The 19,419-nt window shown below is 72.2% G+C and carries 16 protein-coding genes; 8 read left to right on the top strand and 8 right to left on the bottom strand.

All coding sequences use genetic code 11. From position 1 onward, the window contains the following. Positions 1-14: 14 nt before the first annotated feature. Positions 15-1,361 (bottom strand): S8 family peptidase, encoded by a 1,347-nt coding sequence (locus BJ971_RS21730; protein WP_184995072.1) that lies wholly within the window; start codon positions 1,359-1,361, stop codon positions 15-17. Positions 1,362-1,565: 204 nt separating this feature from the next. On the opposite strand from BJ971_RS21730, the gene BJ971_RS21725 reads away from it, so the two are divergent. The 3 genes from BJ971_RS21725 to BJ971_RS21715 are packed head-to-tail and all read left to right on the top strand — an operon-like array spanning position 1,566 to position 5,169. Next, positions 1,566-4,031 carry a CHAT domain-containing protein gene (locus BJ971_RS21725; RefSeq protein WP_239087586.1) on the top strand — a complete coding sequence of 822 codons (2,466 nt, stop codon included), beginning with the start codon at positions 1,566-1,568 and terminating at the stop codon, positions 4,029-4,031. Between the two features lie 9 nt (positions 4,032-4,040). Continuing rightward, on the top strand, positions 4,041-4,541 hold the full coding sequence (locus tag BJ971_RS21720) for a GNAT family N-acetyltransferase (protein WP_184995070.1): 501 nt from the start codon (positions 4,041-4,043) through the stop codon (positions 4,539-4,541). A gap of 46 nt (positions 4,542-4,587) precedes the next feature. Further along, a complete protein-coding gene (locus BJ971_RS21715) occupies positions 4,588-5,169 on the top strand; it encodes a maleylpyruvate isomerase N-terminal domain-containing protein (protein WP_184995069.1) in 582 nt (193 codons plus the stop codon). A 25-nt stretch (positions 5,170-5,194) separates the two neighbouring features. Here the strand turns inward: BJ971_RS21715 and BJ971_RS21710 are convergent, their stop codons facing one another. Next, positions 5,195-5,980, bottom strand: a complete 786-nt coding sequence (locus BJ971_RS21710; RefSeq protein WP_184995068.1) for a class I SAM-dependent methyltransferase — start codon at positions 5,978-5,980, stop codon at positions 5,195-5,197. A gap of 84 nt (positions 5,981-6,064) precedes the next feature. Here BJ971_RS21710 and BJ971_RS21705 point away from each other — a divergent pair, with 84 nt between their 5' ends. After that, the gene (locus BJ971_RS21705; protein WP_221478821.1) at positions 6,065-7,624 is read left to right on the top strand and encodes a M1 family metallopeptidase; all 1,560 of its coding nucleotides are present in this window, start codon (positions 6,065-6,067) and stop codon (positions 7,622-7,624) included. Between the two features lie 437 nt (positions 7,625-8,061). Here the strand turns inward: BJ971_RS21705 and BJ971_RS21700 are convergent, their stop codons facing one another. Continuing rightward, positions 8,062-8,523: an SRPBCC family protein gene (locus BJ971_RS21700; RefSeq protein WP_184995067.1), complete on the bottom strand. Its 462-nt coding sequence runs from the start codon at positions 8,521-8,523 to the stop codon at positions 8,062-8,064. Positions 8,524-8,947: 424 nt separating this feature from the next. Between BJ971_RS21700 and BJ971_RS21695 the strand changes: the two genes are divergently transcribed. Continuing rightward, positions 8,948-9,571: a DUF1963 domain-containing protein gene (locus BJ971_RS21695; RefSeq protein WP_239087587.1), complete on the top strand. Its 624-nt coding sequence runs from the start codon at positions 8,948-8,950 to the stop codon at positions 9,569-9,571. A 138-nt stretch (positions 9,572-9,709) separates the two neighbouring features. Continuing rightward, positions 9,710-10,039: a hypothetical protein gene (locus BJ971_RS21690; RefSeq protein ID WP_184995066.1), complete on the top strand. Its 330-nt coding sequence runs from the start codon at positions 9,710-9,712 to the stop codon at positions 10,037-10,039. Here the strand turns inward: BJ971_RS21690 and BJ971_RS41450 are convergent. The 3 genes from BJ971_RS41450 to BJ971_RS21675 form a co-directional block, all read right to left on the bottom strand. Beyond that, positions 10,036-11,901, bottom strand: a complete 1,866-nt coding sequence (locus BJ971_RS41450) for a lectin (protein ID WP_184995065.1) — start codon at positions 11,899-11,901, stop codon at positions 10,036-10,038. The genes BJ971_RS21690 and BJ971_RS41450 overlap by 4 nt on opposite strands. Then, the gene (locus tag BJ971_RS21680; protein ID WP_184995064.1) at positions 11,901-13,082 is read right to left on the bottom strand and encodes an ROK family protein; all 1,182 of its coding nucleotides are present in this window, start codon (positions 13,080-13,082) and stop codon (positions 11,901-11,903) included. Before BJ971_RS21680 ends, BJ971_RS41450 begins: the two co-directional genes overlap by 1 nt. 116 nt (positions 13,083-13,198) lie before the next feature. Further along, on the bottom strand, positions 13,199-15,316 hold the full coding sequence (locus BJ971_RS21675; protein WP_184995063.1) for a PhoX family protein: 2,118 nt from the start codon (positions 15,314-15,316) through the stop codon (positions 13,199-13,201). Between the two features lie 155 nt (positions 15,317-15,471). On the opposite strand from BJ971_RS21675, the gene BJ971_RS21670 reads away from it, so the two are divergent. Both BJ971_RS21670 and BJ971_RS21665 read left to right on the top strand, forming a co-directional pair. Then, positions 15,472-17,196, top strand: a complete 1,725-nt coding sequence (locus BJ971_RS21670) for an aminotransferase class V-fold PLP-dependent enzyme (RefSeq protein WP_184995062.1) — start codon at positions 15,472-15,474, stop codon at positions 17,194-17,196. Further along, on the top strand, positions 17,193-17,528 hold the full coding sequence (locus tag BJ971_RS21665; RefSeq protein WP_203709431.1) for a VOC family protein: 336 nt from the start codon (positions 17,193-17,195) through the stop codon (positions 17,526-17,528). The genes BJ971_RS21670 and BJ971_RS21665 overlap by 4 nt, the downstream gene beginning before the upstream one ends. Before the next feature lie 14 nt (positions 17,529-17,542). Here BJ971_RS21665 and BJ971_RS21660 read toward each other — a convergent pair whose 3' ends face one another. Together BJ971_RS21660 and BJ971_RS21655 are read right to left on the bottom strand one after the other, a co-directional pair. Beyond that, entirely contained in the window at positions 17,543-18,019 is a 477-nt protein-coding gene (locus tag BJ971_RS21660) for a nitroreductase/quinone reductase family protein (RefSeq protein WP_184995061.1), read from the bottom strand. Positions 18,020-18,091: 72 nt separating this feature from the next. After that, positions 18,092-19,375 (bottom strand): extracellular solute-binding protein, encoded by a 1,284-nt coding sequence (locus BJ971_RS21655; RefSeq protein WP_184995060.1) that lies wholly within the window; start codon positions 19,373-19,375, stop codon positions 18,092-18,094. Between the last annotated feature and the right edge of the window lie 44 nt (positions 19,376-19,419).

The raw sequence follows: 19,419 nt of genomic DNA, 5'->3' as shown, positions 1-19,419 counted from the left end.
CCGGGCCGTCCTGATCAGACGGGCGTGCCCGGCAGCAGGTGCACCACCGTGCCGTAATCGGCGAGCGTCGGGCGTCCCGCGACGAGCTGGTCGAACGCGGCCGCCGGCGGCAGCGCGCCGTCGTCGCCGCAGAGCGCGGCCACCGCGCCGGAGATCTGCGGCGCGCTGAACGAGGTGCCGCTCCACGTCGCCCAGGAGTCCGCCGGGAAGTCGACGTCCGCGCCGATGCCGGTCTCGGGCGGCAGCTTGCCCTCGACGAACGTGGACACGACACCCACGCCGACCGCCGAGCAGTGCACCCAGCTACCGTGGTTGGAGAAGGCCGCCGCGCTCAGGTCGCTGTTCAGCGCGCCGACCGCCTTCACGCCGGGGAACGCGGCCGGATACAGCGGACGGTCGCTGCCGTCGTTGCCGGCGCTCGCGACGATCAGCGCCTTCGGGTACGTCTCGGTGATGTAGCGCACCGCCTCGCGCATCGCCAGCGGCGGGACGCCGTCGACGGCCGGCGCGCCGAACGAGGCGTTGATGATCACTCGGCCGCCCGCGGCGTCGTCGGCCGCCTGGATCAGCATGTCCGCGGCCGCCTCGTCGGTGCCGAGGCCGTCGGTGCTGGTGTAGCGGTAGACCACCACCTCGCAGTCGGGGGCGATCTGCCGGACGATGCCGGCCGCGAACGTGCCGTGGCCGGCGAACCAGTCGATCCGGTCCATCGGCGCCAGCACGTTCACCGGATCCGTTCCGTTGCGCACCACGCCGGTGTCCCAGGCGTCGGTGCGGGGCGCGGCGGTCAGTCCGGTGTCGACGATCGCCACCCGCACCGGCTCCCCGCCGCCGCCGCCCGCGAAGGCGGCCGGGGCGACGGTGGGTCCCGGGTACGAGTCGCACTTGACGATGTAGCCGAGCGGCACGACCGCGTTGACGCCCGCCATGATCTGGTGCTCGTCCCGGAGCCGCTTGGCGTCGCGGCGCAGCGCCTCGAACGACCCCTTGGCCGGGCCGCGGAACACCCGGGTGCGGCGGCGCGGGTTGCGGCCGGCGCGGTCGGCCGCCGCGTAGCCGGAGAGCAGCCCGCCGAGGCGGGCGGCCTGCGCGGCGTCGGCGTCGACCACCAGCCGGTTGTCGGCGCAGAGCACCGGGCCGGAGCCGTCGGCGGGGTGGTAGAGGATGAACGGGGTCGCCTGATCACCCGACGCGGCGAGCTGGCGCCGGCGGATCCGCTCCACGACGGCGTCGGAGTCCCGCCGGGCGGCGGCGTCGCCGTTCGGCGAGACGAGCTTGGAGACCTGAGCCCGTACGGCCGCGGCGTCCCGCTCGAGCTGTTCGGCGCTGCGATGGTCCGATATCGGCCAGTTCTGGGTCATGGCTTACTGTCCCTCTCGATCGGTAGGCTGACTTCGATTTCCACCCGGGAATCGGGGCGGTGCGAATTGGACGAACAGGTGAATTTCCTGGACGAGGCAGAGGCCGCGTACAGAAGAGTCGTGCTAGATCCAGCCAGATACGCCCCGCAGGCAGAAGAAGTCGTTCGGGCGGCGCGGGCCGCCGGGGAGACCGAGGCGCTCGTCGTGGGTCTGCGCGCCCAGGCGTGGGCGCGGCACGTCGCGCTCGACAACGACGGCGCCAGAAAAATACTCGATCAGGCCGTCCGGCTCGCCGACGGCCTCGGCCGGCCGGGCCGTCTCGGCGACCTGCTGGTCACCCGGTCCGTCGCCCTGCACGAGCTCGGCCGTTACGGCGCCGCCGCCCGCGACCTGCGCCGGGCCGAGCCGCTGATCGCCGCCGAGGAGCGCCCGGACCTGCGCCTGCAACTGGCCATCCTGGACCACAACCGGGGCCGGGTGCGCGCCGCCGAGCTGGCCTACCGCGAGCTGCTCGACGACCCGGACTGCCCGCCGATCGTCTGGGTCAAGGCGGCGAACAACCTGGCCAACGCGCAGACCCAGCTGGGCCGCCCGCACGAGGCGCTCGACCACCTGGACCACGCCGCGGAGCTCTGCCGGGACCTGAGCCCGCGGCTGCTCGCGGTGATCGCCAACAGCCGCGCCTGGTCGACCTTCCACGCCGGACAGCTCGCGGAGAGCGTCCGCCGCTTCGAGGAGGCCGGCCGCCTGCACGCCGCGGCGAACCTGCCGCTGGGGGAGCACCAACTCGAGTACGCCGACGTCCTGCGCGACTTGCGGCTGCTCGACGAGGCCATGGCCGCGGCCCGGTCGGCCGCGGTGGAGTTCGAACGCCACGGCGCCCGGCTGATGGCCCCCGAGGCCCGGCTGCGCTGCGCCCGGCTGGCCCTCGAGCTGGGCGACGCGGCCACCGCCCTGGCCGACGCCGCCGCCGCGGCCGACGACTTCCGCCGGCAGCGCCGCCCCGCCTGGGCGGCGCGCGCGGCGGTCACCGAGGCGCAGGCGCAGGCCGCCTGCCACGGCTACTCGCCCGAGGTGCTGCGCCGGCTCGGCGCGGCCGCGGCCACCCTGCAGCGCATCGGCCTGCGCACCGAGGCGGTGTACGGGCACCTGGCGGCGGGCCGGGCCGCGCTCGCGCTGCGCAAGGCGCCCGCCGCGCGCCGGGCGCTGACCCTGGCCGGCGACCTCGCCCGCGACCAGTCGCTGCTCGTCCGGCTGCGGGGCAACCTCGCCCGGGCGCTGCTCGCCGAGTCCGAACAGGCCGGCGGTGTCGTCGCCGAGTGCTCCCGCGGCCTGCGTGACCTCGCGCGCCACCGTGCCGCGCTGCCCTCCCTCGAGCTGCGGGTGCTCGCCGCCGGGCACGGCGCCGAGCTGGGCGCGCTGGGCCTGCGCCGCCTGCTGCCGACCGCGTCGGCGGGCCGGATCCTCGAATGGCTGGAGCGCACCCGGACCGCGGCGCTGCTGCGCGTGCAGCCGCCGGCGGCGGGCGTCGACCAGGACGTCATCGCCCTGCGCGGCGTCGAGCAGGAGCTCCGCACGGCCCGCCTCGAGCGCGGCAAGGAGCCGTCGTCCCTGCTGACCCGGCAGAGCGCGCTCGAGGCGCGTATCCGGCGCCGCTCCTGGGCCGGAGAGGACGTCGGCGGCGAGGCGGCCGCGCTCGCGACCGCGGCGGACCTGCGGCGCGCCATGGACGGCCGGTGGATGGTCGAGTACGCCGTGGTCGACGGGCAGATCCTTGCCGTCGTGGTGGAGCCCCGGCGCACCCGGATGGTCGACCTGGGACCCGTCGCCCCGATCCTCCAGGAGGCGGACGCCGCGGCGTTCGGCCTGCGCCGGCTGCTGCACGGCACCCGGTTCGCGGTCGCCGCGAGGACCGCGGCGCAGGACGCGTTCGACGCGCTGTCCCGGCAGCTGATCGTGCCGCTCGGCGTGCCGGCCGACGTCCCGCTCGTGGTGGTGCCGTCGGCCCTGCTCCTCGGCGTGCTGTGGTCGCCGCTGCACCCGGCGCCGGTGTCGGTGACCCCGTCCGGCGGCCTGTGGGCGCGCGCGAAACGGACGTTCGACGCCGAGGGCCCGGTCCGTGCCGCCGTGGTGGCCGGGCCCGGGCTGCCCGGCGCCGTCGAGGAGGCGCGCGTGGTGGCCGCCGAGCACGACGAGATCGTCACGCTGCTGCCGCCGGAGAGCACCGTCGACGCGACCCTCGACCTGATCGCCAAGGCGGACCTGGCCCACCTCGCCTGCCACGGCCTGTTCCGCTCGGACAGCCCGCTCTTCTCGGCGCTCGAACTCAGCGACGGCTCGCTGACCCTCTACGAGATGCTGGCCCGCGGCGTCGCACCACGCCGGGTGGTGCTGGCCTCCTGCGACTCCGGCACGCACCAGCCGTACGGCGGCAACGAGATGCTCGGCTTCGTCAGCGCGCTGATGTCCAACGGCAGCGCCGGCATCGTGGCCGCCGAGGTGCCGATCCCGGACGGCGTCTGCGCGGCACCGATGACGGCCCTGCACCGCCGCATCGGCCGCGGCGACACGCTGGCGTCGGCGGTGTGGCACGCCCGCGCGGCCCTCGCGGACGGCGGCCCGGAGGAGTACGTGGCGTGGAGCGGCCTGACGGCTTACGGGCCGGGCTAGGGTAGCGCCGTGACCGAGGCGCGGGAGTCCGACCTGGAGTCGATCGCGGAGATCTACGGCCACTACGTGCGGCACTCACTCGCCACGTTCGACGAGGTCGCGCCGCCGGTCGACGCGTGGCGGCACAAGCTCGAGGACGTCCGCGCCCGGGGCCTGCCGTTCCTCGTCGTGCGGGACGCGGGCGCCGTGCTGGGCTTCGCGTACGCGGCGCCGTTCCGCCCGAAGCCCGCCTACCGCTACACGGTCGAGGACACCGTCTACGTCGCGCCTGGCCAGGGCGGGCGCGGCATCGGCCGGCTGCTGCTCACCGACGTGATCCGGCGCAGCGCCGAGGCCGGGATGAACCGCATGATCGCGGTGATCACCGACGTGGGCGACCCGGCCTCGGCGCGGCTGCACCGCGGGCTCGGCTTCACCGAGGCCGGCCGGCTCACCGCCGTCGGCTACAAGCAGGACCGCTGGATCGACACGGTCTTGCTACAGCGCGACCTCGCCCGCGACGCCCGCTGAGCCCTGCCGCGGATTCGGTGCCTCTCTGCCTGCGACGATGTGCGCCATGAACGCAGACGACCTGGAGGGCGCCATCCGGTTGATGCGCGACGTCCTTGCACCGCCGGCGAGCACCGGCGACTGGTCAGCCCAAGCGGGCAGCCTCGATTGGACGTGCCGGGAAACGCTCGTCCATATTGCCCACGACCTGCTCGCCTACGCGACTCAGCTCGCCGGGCGGGAACAGGAGAAGTACCTGCCGTTGGACCTGACGGTCCGCGACGACGCCACACCGTCAGATGTGCTGGCGGTCGTCGAGGCATGCGGCGGGTTGCTCCTCCTGGCGCTGCGTGCCGCAGGTCCGGACAAGCGAGGCTGGCACTTCGGACCGTGTGATGCCGGCGGATTCGCAGCGCTCGGAACCGCCGAAGTGTTGATCCACACCTACGACATCACCCAGGGCCTACAGGTCACATGGTGGCCACCCGCGGAACTCAGCGCGGCAGTATTGGCGCGACTGATGCCCGATGCATCGACAGAACGGCGGCATCCCACGGGCGTTCTGCTACGGCACACAGGCAGGTTCGGCGATGTCGGCCCGTGGCGGTGGAACGCCGCGCTGCGCCCGAACGGCGGCAGATCCGAGTGACTCGCTCCGGCCGGTCATTCGGAGGTCACGCGCCCGGATCGGTGTCGCGGCGGCGCAGCACCAGCAGCTGCGCCGGCCGCGTGGGAAAGCCCTTCGCCAGGGAGATCTCTGCCTCCAGCATCAGGTTGTCGCCCGCCCGCTCGCCGAGCTCGGCGCGCAGCGCCGCCGCGTTCCCGGGGAACGAGGCGAACAGCCGTCGCCAGAAGCCGTCGTGTTCGGTGTTGTCCAGGATCTGCTCCACGTCGAAGCCGGCGGCCGTCGCCATCGTCGGCCAGCTGTCGGCATCGGCGGGCTGCTCCCGTGCGGTCAGCACGAAGCGTCCGCCGGGCGCCAGGATCCGGGCGGCCTCCCGCAGCGCCGCCTGACGGTCCGGGCTGAACGGCAACGCGTCGACGCTGAGCAGTCCATCGGCGTACCTGTCGGGAAGGCCGGTTCGCTCGAAGCTGCCTTGGCGGAACTCCGCCCTGCCGGGGGCGACGTAGTCGCCGGCGCGCCGGGCCGCGATCTCGACCGCGGCGGCGCTGAAGTCGATGCCGGTGAGCCGCACCGACAATGCTCGGGCCAGCCAGAGGCCCGGCCCGCCGCGGCCACAGCCGAGGTCGACAAGTCGCGCGCCGGGACGCAGGCGCAATGCCGACACTGCGTGCCCGAGCAGCCACCACGAGCAGGAGCTGGTGGGCTCCACGCCGGGTGGATACTCGTCGCCCATTGCCCGCGCCCACAGCTGGTGGAGGAGTGGGCTCTTCTGCGCCGCGTGATGCATCGCGTCGTAGTCGCCCGGCGCCGTACCAACCGTCCTGGTCTCCGTCATGGAGCCATTCTGATGGGTACGCCATCGCGATCGACGGATGGAAGTGCATTGCGGTATCCGGCTGTGCGCGTAACGTCACCCGCCATGAAGACGTTCATAGGCAGTCGTCTGTCTGTACTCCTCGCCGGCAGCGCGGCGGTGCTCGTCGCGACCGCCGGGCTGTCCGCTCCCGCGTACGCGGGCGGAGGCGCACCGGCACCGGGCTCGGCCGGCCTCGGGGACCGGCTGTATCCCCTGCTCGGCAACGGCGGGTACGACGTGCAGGACTACAACCTCCGGGTGCTCTACCCCGAGAAGGATCCGAAGCAGACGGTGACCGGCACCGTGACGATCACGGCCGTCGCCACCCAGAACCTCTCCCGCTTCAACCTCGACTTCGGTGGTGACTCCGTCGGCAAGGTCAAGGTGAACGGGTCCGCCGCCGGATTCACCCGCGACGGCGACGAACTGGTCATCACGCCGCGGCACTACCTGAAGCGGGGCAAGCGCTTCTGGGTCACCGTCAGCGACTACAAGTCGACGCCGATCGAGGCCAACGCCGACTCCCCGGCCGGCTTCGTGACCACGGCCGACGGCACGTTCATGGCCGGCCAGCCGGACCAGTCGCACAACTACTTCCCGAGCAACGACCACCCGCGTGACATGGCCACCTACACGATCACGCTCACCGCCCCGGCGGGCTGGACCGCGGTCGCCAACGGCCGGCACCTCGGCGACCGGAGCCACGGCGGCTACGTCTCCTCCGTCTACCGCGAGTCCAAGCCGATGGCCAGCGAGCTGATCCAGGCGGCCGTCGGCGACTTCGTCGTGCACACCCGGCCGCCGGTGAACGGCGTGCCGATCCGCGACGTCGTCCCGCGCCGCCTCGCCGGCGACCTGCTGCCCAAGGCCGAGGTCGAGCGTCCGCAGCTGTCCTGGATGATCGGCAAGGTCGGGCGTTACCCGTTCGAGAACTACGGCTCCCTGGTGGTCGACACCGACCTGGGCTTCGCACTGGAGACCCAGACCATCTCCCTCTACGACACCAGCCTGTTCGGCGCGCCGAAGTTCGTGCTCGACCCGATCATGGCGCACGAGCTGGCGCACATGTGGTTCGGCGACAGCGTGGCGCCGTCGTCGTGGAGCGACGTGTGGCAGAGCGAGGGCCACGCGACGTGGTACGAGCTGCTCTACGCCGAGGAGACCGGCGTCTTCCAGCAGTACACCGGCACCCCGAACCGGGAGGCGTACTTCAAGGCCGCCTACGCGCGCGGCGACATCTACCGCGCACGCTACGGCCCGGTGGCCCACCCGCTGCGGTCGGACTCGATCTGGGACGTGTTCAACCCCAACGTGTACGACGGCGGGGCGCTCGTCCTGTACGCACTCCAGCAGCGGATCGGCGTCCGGAACTTCGAGACGCTCGAGCGGACCTGGGTGGCCCGCAACCGCGGCAAGTCGGTCTCGACCCAGGACTTCATCGCGCTGGCGTCCCGGATCTCCGGGCAGAACCTGCGCGGCTTCCTGAACGACTGGCTCTACGGCTCGAAGACCCCGCCGATGCCCGGCCACCCGGACTGGACGGTGAAGCCGCCACCGGCGCCGTCCTCCGCCGCGGCAACCACGTCGGCGCCGGCCGCCAGGCCACTGGTCAGCCGCCGCTGACCGGCAGCACTCTCTCCCTTTCGTGTTCCCCGCCGGCCATTTCGGTCACGCGCAGAAGCCCGGCCGGCGGGGAACACGATCACCGTGAACGACGAGGCCCCGTCGGCGCGGTGCCCGGCCCCTGCCGAGTGAGCCGCCTGCGCCGGGCGGCGACGTAGCGCTCTGTTGTGGCCGCGGTGAGCAGTCCGGCCGCCGCGTGCACCACCGGCCGCAGCGGCCGGGCAAGCGCGTGGTCGTCCTCCCAGGTCCAGGCGAACCCGCGTTCGGCCGGCAACCGGCGGTGGCCATCGGCGCGCCTTGGTACTGGCCTGCGGTCACCGGGTTGGCCCACGACAGGAGCAGCTGGCCCTGTCCACCCGGTGCTCGGCGTACTCGGCGTCTGGCTGACGGGTTGACCGCCGGGCAGGCCAGGTGAGTGCGGTGGGGAAGCGCGTGAATCACTCCCTGTTGTCGCGGGCTTCGGCGAGGTGCTTGATGTGGATCGCGCGTCGGGTCAGCAGCCGCCGCAGGTACGGAGCGAGCAGTACCCGGGTCATGACCGCTCCCAGCGGGCCGAGAGGTGCGCTGATGGTCATCCGATCAGTCATCCTGGTGCGCCGGTCTCCAATGTCCTCGAAGCAGTGCTCGTGACGCAATGCGCGGAAGGGACCACGAGTCTGTTCATCGATGAAGCGGTGCGGAGGTTCGTAGGCAGTGATTCGGCTGGTCATCCGCCAGCGAAGGCCGAAATGCCGTGCACTGAGCGTCACCTCGTCCCCGAGGCACAGCCGGGAGCGGCCGGTGCTTGTCGTTGCGGTTTCACGACTATCGGACAAGGACTCGGCGTGCACCTCAACGTCGAGTTCCAGGTCGAACACCCTGATCGGGACAGCGTCGATGACGGAAACGACCTCGATCATCACTGGCACATCGGGAGCCTAATCAGGGCCGGCTTACACAGCGCCTGCGGCAGCTGGACGCGGGTCGCCGCGTGCCGGTCCCTCCGCGCCCGTGGACATTGCGCAGGATCGGCCCGTGGTCACGACCTTCGACGGCCCAGTCGATCGCCGTAGCGGGACCAAGACCATCGTCACCCTTGCCATGTCACTCGCGCGTCGTGCGCCTCACCCCAGGAAGCCCGCGCTGTACGCTGCGGCCAAGCTGGCAGCCACGGCAACGGCGCCGGCGAGCAGCACCCACAGCCCATGCTGAACCGCCCGTCGCCGACCAGCTCCGCTGCGGTCTAGGTCGGCTCCCGGCGGCAGAAGAGCGCTCTTGATCTTATTCGATGAGTACCAGCCGAGGCTTGCTCAGATTGCATGGGCGGCCCGTATCCTTGCCGCCGTGGTGAAGCTCATGACCTATGCCGGTCCGGCCGTCGCGGATGCGCCCGGAACCCGCACGGGCGGTGTCCCGCAAACGCCCTCGGCATTCGAGTGGCCACGTTGCCGCGAATGCGCCGGGCCCATGCAATTCCTGGCCCAGGTCAGCCTCGCCGACGTCGAGCGCGGCAGCTCTGGTCTGCTGTCCATTTTCATGTGCCAGAACGATCCAGGCTTGTGCGACGAATGGGACGCCGGCGCCGGAGGCAATCGCGCGTTCGCGTTCGGAGCTGACGCCTTGCACGTCCCCACCCCGCCCGGTGATGGCGTCACGCTGCTGGACGAGGCGTGTGCGGTGCGGTTCGAACAGGTCGGCGCCGAGGACTACCTGGAGGCGCCGGGGCAGTGGCACCAGCAATCGGGCCGACCTGTGCGGGAAGTGCTGGGCCAGGTCGGCGGCCGGGCCGCATGGCTGCAGAACGACGAGACGCCCCGATGCGATGGCTGCGCCCAGCCGATGGCGTTCGTCGTCCAGCTCGAGGAGGGGCACGACCACCGAACCTCGGCGAACTTCGGCGGTGGTGGTTACGGCTACGGTTTCCAGTGTCGGGCGTGCGGGACCGCCGCGTTCCTGTGGCAGCGTTGAGCCGTATCCGTCCACCACAGCCCCGATCATCCGGCTGGCTGCACTGAGGCGGCCCGCTCAGCGGCAGCTGTCCGCAGCGTGCGGGAACGGAGGGCTGCTCTCATTCAGCCAACGGCTGCGGACCATAAAATCCTGGTCGTGCCGAGCCTCCTTGAAGTGATCACCAATCTCCATGAAATCCCCCTCGGCGATGGGCACTCGGCAGGCCCGACCATCTACGCCAAGCGTCCGTGGACACCGTCGACCGACGCGGTGGTACTCGAAGGGGACGACGTGCCAGACGGCGTGACAACCGAGTCCGGTCACCATTACCTACTCGAAGTTGACCTAGCCATCGAAGCCGTCGAGGTCTGGAGCGAGTGGCGAGCGGGGACCATCCCCACTCCCGAGGAGGCTACGTTTGCCGTCATCCACTACGGCGAACACGACGCTTACCAACCGCTGCAAGATCATGAAGCACGCCTTTAGGGGCGCTGCCAGGATTGGTTGCTGCCGCCGTTGCAGGTCCACAGGATCACCGCGGCGCCGTTCGTGGTGCCGCCGCCCGAGACGTCCAGGCATTTGCCGGACTGGTCGCCGGTGATGATGCCGTTCGCGTTGAGCTGCCACTTCTGGTTCGCGCCGCCGTTGCAGGTGTAGATGACGGCCTTGGTGCCGTCCGCGGTGCCCTGCTGGTAGGCCTCCAGGCACCGGTCGCCGTACACCCGCAGCTCGCCCGCGGCCGTGTGGGTCCAGGCCTGGTTGGTGGCGCCGTTGCAGGTCCAGACGTCCACCGCGGTGCCGTTGGCGGTGCCCGCGCCGACCACGTCCAGGCACCTGCCCGACGCCGTGCCGATCAGCGTGGTGCTCAGCGAGGTGCCGGCGCTGCCGGACTGGTTCAGCACGTACGTGGTGATGCTCCTCGCCGGCAGCGAGGTGCTCAGCGTGCCCGCCGAGACGGACGGCGCGGCGATCGAGGCGAGGCTCTCCGTCGCGCTGGTGCGCCGGGCTTCCGCGAAGGACACGTTGTTCTTCGCGTTGAGGTGCAGCGACAGCGCCGTCGCGCTCGTGTTCTGGTTGGTGACCACCAGGGTCCACTGCCCGCCGCGGTCGAACGCCGTCACCTGCACGCCGGCCGGCGCGCCGGTCACGTTGTGGCGCACCGCGCCCGGCCGGACGAAGCGGCTGAACTGCGCCAGGGCGTAGTACCGCTTGGTCAGGTACAGCGACTGGTTGCCGTTGCCGGCGTACGCCGGGTCGTAGTAGATGAGCCCGTCGTTCCAGCCGGCGGAGTTCGCGGTCGTCGCGCAGTTGCCGGTGGCCGGCGCGCAGCCGAACTCGGACGACAGCGCCGTCCACCAGTGGAACGCGGTGTCGTAGGTGACCGAGAGGTCGCGGTGGACGATGCCGGCGAGGCCCAGCGCGCCGCCGATCGTCGGGTCGTAGCCCTGGCTCCAGCCGCCGGTGGCGCCGAAGCAGCAGATCTCACTCGCCCAGGTCCGCTTGCCCGCCGCGCGGCCGACGTTGCGCGCGGCGGTGCGGGCGGTGTCGGTGGGGAAGTCGTACGTGTGGTGTGCGAGGTTCGCGACGTACTGCGCGGTGCCGGACTGGTTGATCCACTGTGGGACCTCGGAGTTGAAGGCGCTGACCGAGGTGGACTCGTCGGCGCTGATCCGGGTGGACAGGCCGCGGGCGGAGAGCGTCGCGCCGAGGGTGCGGACGACGTCGTCGCGCTGTGCCGTCGGCACGAGCATGCCCTCCTGGCCGCAGGAGTCGAAGCTGTTCGTCGGCTCGTTCATCGGGCTCAGGTAGTCCAGGTGCACGCCCTGGCCGTCGAAGTGCTGCGCGATGTCCGCGAGATAGGTCGCGAAGGCCTGGTTGTCGGCGCTGTCGAGGGTGCCGCCGCAGCTCTTGGCGTTGCTGGTCCACACGGCCGGCGCGCTGTTGACGAAGCCGATCAGGTCGGGCACGCCGTACTGGCCGGCGTACCGGAGGAAGGCCTGCCCGCCGGGGTCGCGGTTCCAGTCGTAGCCGCCGGAGGCGGTGCGGAAGGTCTGCGCGGCCCGGGCGGGGGTGGTGACGCCGGTGCCGCCACCGCCGATGTTGTAGCGGTACGCCGACAGCGCGAGCCCGTCGGCGCCGAACAGCAGGCCGGCGACGCGCTGCTGTACGGCCGGCGCGAAGTTGGCGAGGTCGTTGACCCACCAGGCGCCGGAGGCGCCGAAGGCCTCGATGGTCTGTGCGGGTGCGGGGGAGACCTCGGCCCGGGCGGCGGCGGCCGCGGCGGGGGAGGCGGCGGGGACGGTGAGGGCGGTGCCGAGCAGCAGCCCGGCGGCCAGCGACTTGAGCATTATCTTCCTCCAGTGAGAAAGCCTTCCAGCGCGAGCGTGGCCGCGCCGAGACTGACCGGATTGCCCGGCACGGTGGAGAGGACGATCTCCGCGTCGGTGAGCGGGCGGCGCAGCGCGTGCTGCGTCACCACGGCGCGGACCTCGTCGAGCAGCGGCACGCCGAGCCGGTCGGCGACCCAGCTGCTGAGCACGACGAGCTCCGGGTTGATCAGGTTGATCAGGTCGGCGACGGCGACGCCGAGGTAGCGGCCGGTCTCCGCGTTGACCTTCGCGGCGATGGGGTCGCCGGCGGCGAGCCCGGCGGCAAGCGCGCCGAGGGTGGCGGTCTGGTCCTCGGGGTGCAGCAGCGCGCTTGTCGGCGCCAGGTCGCGCAGCGTCTGCATGATGCCGGGTGCGCCGACGTACGCCTCGACGCAGCCGCGGCTGCCGCACCGGCAGAGCCGGCCGTCGAGCACCAGCGTGGTGTGTCCCCACTCGCCGGCGGTGTTGCTGCTGCCGCGGTACAGCGCGCCGCCGAACGCGAGCCCGGCGCCGACGCCGGTGCCCAGGTTGATGACGGCGACGTCGTCGCGGCCGCGGGCGGCGCCGGACCAGAGCTCGGCGACCACGGCGGCGCGCAGCGGGTTGTCCAGGTGCAGCGGCAGCGCCAGCGAGCGGGCGAGCAGGTCGCGCAGCGGCACGTCGTGCCAGTCCCAGTTCGGGGCGAAGACCGAGACGCCGCCCTCGCGGTCGACCTGGCCCGGCACGCTCACTCCGGCGCCGAGGATCCGGCCGCCGGCGCCGGCCATGACGGTACGCACGCCGCTGACGATGTGCGCCACCACCTGCTCGGGCCGCCGCTCGTTCGGCCGCAGCGCCTCCTCGGTCCCGGTCAGCCGGGTGAGGGTGGCGTCGAAGAGGTCGACGTGCACGTAGGTCTCGGCCACGTCGACGCCGATCAGCAGCCCGCCCCGCGGGTTCGGCGTGACCAGCCCGCGCGGGCGGCCGCCGCCGGAGTCCTCCCGGCCCGCCTCGGTCAGCAGGCCGAGCGCGGTCAGCTCGCCGACCAGCGTCGCCACGGTGCCGAGGCTGAGGCCGGTGGCCGCGGCGATCCGCTGCCGCGAGGTGGTGCCGGCGGAGATCACCTGCTGGATGACGCCCAGCCGGTTGGCGGATCTGATGTCGCGGGAGGTCCGTGCCATGCCTTATCGCAACACTTGCGAAAAGGTTTAGCAATAGACGTACTCGGATGTCTCTATATCATGTCGGGAATCCGGCCCGCCGCGGTGGCCATACCACGGCGGGCCGGGTGCGCCGCTTAGCCGCCGATCGGGCCGCCGTCGAGGCGCCAGGTGACCACGACCGCCGGCTTGGCGAAATCGCCGTCGGGCCAGGTCGAGGCCGGCTTCTCCACGCTGGCGCCGGTGATCTCGCCGGGGTGCTGCACCGCGACGAAGACCGAGCGGTCGTCGCCGGTGATGAACGGCCCGCAGGTCTCCGCGCCGTACGGGACGGTGAGGAACTGCTTGAGGTGGCCGCGCTCGGAGCCCTCGATCGCGGTGGCGAACAGGCCGTCGTTGCTGTCCAGCTGGTTGCCGTCGGTGGAGATCCACAGGTTGCCCGCGCTGTCGAACGCCACGTTGTCCGGGCACGAGATCGGCGAGACCGCCGACTTGTCGTAGCCGGCGAAGTACGTGGACGGGTCAGCCGGGTCGCCGCAGACGATCGGCAGCGACCAGGTGAACGACTCGGCGGTGTTGTCGCCGCGGTCCTCGACCAGCTCGAAGATGTGCCCGTGCTTGTTGGCGTTGCGCGGGTTCGCCTCGTCCGGGCCCGGGTTGGTGCCGACGCCGCGGTTGGTGTTGTTGGTCATCGCGGCGTAGACCTTGCCGGTGAGCGGGCTGGGCTGCACGTCCTCCGGGCGGTCCATCTTGGTCGCCTTCACCGCGTCGCCGGCCAGCCGGGTGAACGTCAGCACCTCGGCGGCGGTCATGCCCGGCACGTAGGAGGTGTTGCCGGATACCAGCTTGATCCAGGTGCCGGTGCCGTCGAAGGTGCCGTCGGCGGGCAGCTTGCCGGTGCCGTCGATCTCCGCCGCCGGGCTGTCGCCGGTGACCTTGGCGACGTAGAGCGTGCCGGACTCCAGCAGCGTGAGGTTGTGCCGCCAGGCGTACGCGGAGTCGCCGGCCAGGAACTTCCGGTCCGAGACGAACTTGTACAGGTAGTCGAAGCGCTCGTCGTCGCCCATGTACGCGACGACGCGCCCGTTGCGGGCCACGATGACGTTGGCGCCCTCGTGCTTGAGCCGGCCGAGGGCGGTGTGCTTACGCGGCCTGGAGTCCGGGTCGAACGGGTCGACCTCGACGACCCAGCCGAAGCGGTGCGCCTCGTTGGGGTGCAGCGTGAGGTCGAAGCGCTCCTGCGCCCGTTCCCAGCGCCGCGACCCGGCCGGCACCCGGGCCGTCGTGGAGATCCCGTACCGGGCCAGTTTGGGCTTGAGCTCGGCCGGGGCGCCGTCGCCGCCGACGAAGTACTGGTTGAAGTTCTCCTCGCCGGACAGCACCGTGCCCCAGGGCGTGACCCCGCCCGAGCAGTTGTTCAGCGTACCGATGGGGGTGGTGCCCTTCGGGTCCGCCGCGGTCCGCAGCCAGGGCGAGCCGGCGGCCGGCCCGGTGAAGGCGAACGGCGTCTCCAGCGCGGTGATCCGCCGGTTGTACGGCAGCCGGTGCCCGCGCACCGGCTCCCACCGCCCGGTGCCGTCGACCCGCTCCAGCTCCACCACGGACAGGCCGTGCGCGGCCATCGCGACCTTGAGCTGCTCGACCGAGAGCGCCTCCAGCCCGGTGAAGCCCGGGAACATCAGCTCCTCGTTGGTGTACTCGTGATTGACCACCAGCAGCGCCCGGCGCCCGCCGCGGCCCAGCGGCAGCACGCCGACGAAGTCGTTGTTGTAGCCGAACTGCGCCGACTGCCGCCGGGCGCTCTGGTTCGCCAGGTCCAGCGCGGGCGCGCCGGGCAGCACGGGGTCGCCCCAGCGCATGACGACGGCCGAGTCGTAGCCGTTGGGCACGATCAGGCTGTCGAGCCGGTTCGGCGGGATCGCCTTGAACGTCAGCGGGCCGGCCTTGCCCTTGCGGACGCCGGCGGACCGGGCGGGCGCGGCCGCAGCGGGCGCGGCCGACGCGGCGGGTGCCGCCCGGGCCGGGCTCGCCGCGGCGGCGCCGAGCCCGAGCACCAGCGAGCCGACGGCGCCGGCGCGGACCACGCCGCGGCGCGAGATCCCGGCGTTGACGACGTCGCCGAGGTAGGGATTGTCCGACTCGTTCGGCACGGGATGGTCGCAGGCGTTGCCGCAGCGGTAGAGGCAGGTCGTCGAATCGCGTCCGCTGTGGCCGGCCTGGCCGAGCAGCGGGAGCAGTCGCGGTCGTTCAGTCATCAGGAAGGGCTCCTTGCAGGGAAGATCGCTGACCCGACGCTAGGTAGCCGCCATGAGTCAATGCCGGACAACAGGTGAACGAGGGGTGTCGCCCGGGTATGCATGTCGGCGGGATGCCGCAGACCGCACGAGCGCTGCAGATGTAGCGTCGAACTATGGCCGCCAGCCGGCACGAAGAAACGGAGTTCCCGCTCCTGGAGCGGATCCGCCGCGGGCTGATCGGCGCCGGTGAGGTGCTCGACGGGCCGTTCGGGCGCCGGCGCATCACCTACGCCGACTACACCGCGTCCGGCCAGGCGCTCGACTTCATCGAGGACTTCATCCGGCACCAGGTGCTCACCCGGTACGCCAACACGCATACCGAGGCGTCCACCACCGGACTGCAGACCGGCGCTCTGCGCGAGGAGGCCCGGGAGATCATCCACCGTAGCGTCGGCGGCGGGCCCGGCGACGTCGTGATCTTCTGCGGTACGGGCACCACCGCGGCGATCAACAAGCTGATCGCCCTGCTCGGGCTGCGGCTGCCGGAGAACCTCGACGACCGGTACGGCCTCGCCGGCCACATCCCCCCGCGGGACCGGCCGGTGGTCTTCGTCGGGCCCTACGAGCACCACTCCAACGAGCTGCCCTGGCGGGAGACCATCGCCGACGTCGTCGTCATCGGCGCCGACCCCGACGGCCACATCGACGTCGACGACCTGCGGCGCGGGCTGATCCGGTACGCGGACCGGCCGCTGCGCATCGGCGCGTTCTCGGCCGCGTCGAACGTCACCGGCCTGCTCACCGACACCGGGGCCGTGGCGCGGCTGCTGCACGAGCACGGCGCGCTCTCGCTGTGGGACTACGCGGCGGCCGGCCCGTACCTGGAGATCCGGATGCGGGAGTCCGCGCCGGGCCGCGGCGACCACAAGGACGCGGTGTTCCTGTCGCCGCACAAGTTCGTCGGCGGCCCGCAGACGCCGGGCGTGCTGGTGGTGAACCGCGCGCTGCTGACCAACCGGGTGCCGACCGCTCCCGGCGGCGGTACGGTCGCCTTCGTCGCGCCGGCCACCCACCGCTACCTCGACGACCCGGTCGCCCGGGAGGAGGGCGGCACGCCCGGAATCGTGGAGTCGATCCGGGCGGGCCTGGTCTTCGCGCTCAAGGATGCGGTCGGCACCCGGGCGATCAGCGCCCGCGAGCGGCGACTGTGGCTGCGGACCCTGGACCGCTGGGCCGGGGAGGACCGGATCGAGGTGCTCGGCGACCTGCGCGCCGAGCGGCTGTCGATCGTCTCCTTCCAGATCCGGGCCGGCGCACGCTACCTGCACCACAACTTCGTGGTCGCGCTGCTCAACGACCTCTTCGGGATCCAGGCGCGCGGCGGCTGCTCCTGCGCCGGCCCGTACGGCCACCGGCTGCTCGGCATCGACGAGGCGCACTCCGAGCAGTTCCGGGCCGAGATCGTCCAGGGCTGGGAGGGCATCAAGCCGGGCTGGACCCGGGTCAACCTCAACTACTTCATCTCCGACGCCGTCGCCGGCTACCTCGCCGACGCGGTCGCCCTGATCGCGCGCGACGGTCACCGCCTGCTGTGCGACTACCGCTTCGATCCGCGTACGGGGCTGTGGCGGCACACGGCCGGCACCCGGCTGCCGGTGCGCCTGTCCGACCTGCGGCTCGGCGCCGACGGCGTCGTCGACATGCCGGAGCCGGGCCCCACGCTCGGCGAGGACGTGTTCGCCGGCTACCTCGACGAGGCCCGCCGGATCATGGCGTCCCGGCCGGAGGCGGCCGACGGCGTGGGGCTAGACCTCCCGCCGAGCTTCGAGAAGCTCCGCTGGTTCCTGCTCCCGCCCGCGTGCCTCCCCGCCGCCCGCGAGGCACAATCGGCCCCGTGACCTACATCAAGAGTGTGACGTTCGACTGCCGCGACGCGCTCGTGGTGGCCCGCTTCTGGGCGGCGGCGCTCGGCGGGGAGCTGGACGAGGACTCCACCTCGGACAAGGCCTATGTGGAGGCGCCGGGCTGGGGCGGGCCCAACCTGTGGTTCCAGCGGGTGCCCGAGGACCGGTCCGCCAAGCTGCGGATGCACTTCGACCTGCGCGCTCCCGGGGGAGTGCGGGCCGAAGTGAAACGCCTGGAGGAGCTCGGCGCGACCGTCGCCCATGATCAGGGCGACCTGATCATGATGCAGGACCCGGAGGGCAACGAGTTCTGCGTGGAGACCTGAGCGTCGCGGCCCGGTCAGTCCCGCGCGGGGCGGGGCTCGAGGACCACCACGGCCGTCTCGGTCGGGCGCCGCGTCGCGAAGCCGTCCAGGCCCTTGTTGATCTCGCGCCAGCGCGACCACAGGCGGGTGCGTTCGTCGCCCGCCGCGGCCCGGCCGCGCACCGGCCGCGAGCCGCCGGGTAGGGCGACCGTGACGTCCGGGTGTGCCTGGAGGTTCAGCCACCAGGCGGGCTCGGGCGCGCCCCAGCCGTTCATGGCCAGGGTCACCAGGTTGGGGCCGTCCTCGAAGTAGCCGAGCATCACGCTGCGCTCCTGGCCGCTGCGCCGCCCCACCGTGGTGAGGCGCATCGTGCCCCAGCTGTCGGGCTTGGGCCGCGACAGCCCGACCCGGCCGCCGGTGCCGCGGTAGATCGCGCGATGCACCACCCAGGCGAGTCGGATGAACCAGCGCGGCGGCAGCCACGGGGACTTCGGTGTGCGGTCGTCCGGCATGATGCACCCCTCGCCAACGGTAGGCGCGCAGCGCAAGCGCTTGCTCACCCGTCCCGGATGGCGAAACCCTGATCAGCCCGTGGTGTAGTCCGTCAGGATGCCGCGGTACTGCCGGGCGGTGTCGTCCAGGGCGCGCTGTACGCCGACCTTGCCCTGGAGGATGCGGCCCAGGTTGGTCTCGAACGGGGTGTACAGCTCGCCGCCCTTGGCGACCGCGGGCCGGGCGCGGGCGATCGCCAGCACCGGCTGGAAGCCGGCGATGGTGGCGTTCTGCTTGACCTCGTCGGTGTACGCCGAGGCGCGGGTCGGCAGGGTGCCGTTCTTGGCGGCGGCCTTGGCCTGGCTCTCGGCGGAGTTCAGGAAGCGGATGAACTCGTACGCCGCGGCCGAGTTCGGTGACTTGGCGTAGACCACGAGGTTCTGGCCGCCGGTCGGCGCGCCGGCGGTGCCGGAGGCTCCGGCCGGAACCGGGGCGATGCCGAGGTTGGCCTTGTCGGCGAACGCCGGGCCGGACTGTGCGTCGGAGACGGACCACGGCCCGTTGATCACCATGGCGACCTTGCCCTCCTTGAAGGCGGTCTGCATGCCGCCGTACAGGTCGGCGAAGTTCGGCTTCACGGCCGCGCCGGAGGCGATCAGGTCCTGCGCGGTGTGGATCGCGGCGACGACCTTCGGCGAGGTCACGGTGATCTTCTTGTTGTCGGCGTCGACCCAGTCGGTGCCCTCGCCGTACAGGAAGGGCAGGAAGAAGTAGGCGCCGGTGTTGACGTAGAGGCCGTTGGCGCCGGTCTTGGCCTTGACGGCCCGCCCGGTGGCCTTCAGCTCGGCCCAGGTCCTCGGCGGGTGGGCGACGCCGGCCTTCTTGAGCAGCGCCTTGTTGTACAGCAGGGCGAGGGTGTCGGTGACCTGGGGCGCGCCGTAGACGTGGTCGCGGTAGACGGTGGTGTCCAGCGGGCCGGGCAGGAAGTCGGGCTCGTCGTCGAGGGCGGCGGTGCCGTCCAGCGGCGCGATGGCCTCGGCGGTGGCCAGCGCCGGGATGGCGCCGCCGTCGATGCGCAGCACGTCCGGGGCGTCCTTGCCGGCGGCGGCGGCCGCGGTGAACTTCGCCTGGGCGTCACCGAAGGCGGTGTAGACGTGATTGACCTTCACGTCGGGGTGCTCGGCCTGGAAGGCCTCGATCAGCTCCTCGTAGACCGGGCCCTCGGCCTTGGGGTCGGAGGTGTCCCAGTAGGTGACGGTGCCCGCCACCTCGGTGGCCCGCCCCGAGGCGGCCTCCGGGCCGCCGTCGGCCGCGCTGCACGCGCTGAGGGCGAGTACGCCGACGACGGCGATCGCCGACAATCCTGCACCACGCATGGTGTCCACCAGTCCTTCGAGCCGACCCTGCTGGACCGGTTCCG

This window comes from Amorphoplanes digitatis (assembly GCF_014205335.1).
Classification (GTDB): Bacteria; Actinomycetota; Actinomycetes; order Mycobacteriales; family Micromonosporaceae; genus Actinoplanes; species Actinoplanes digitatus.
Note: the sequence above shows the minus strand (reverse complement) of the source record. Positions and strands in the feature narration are given on the sequence as shown.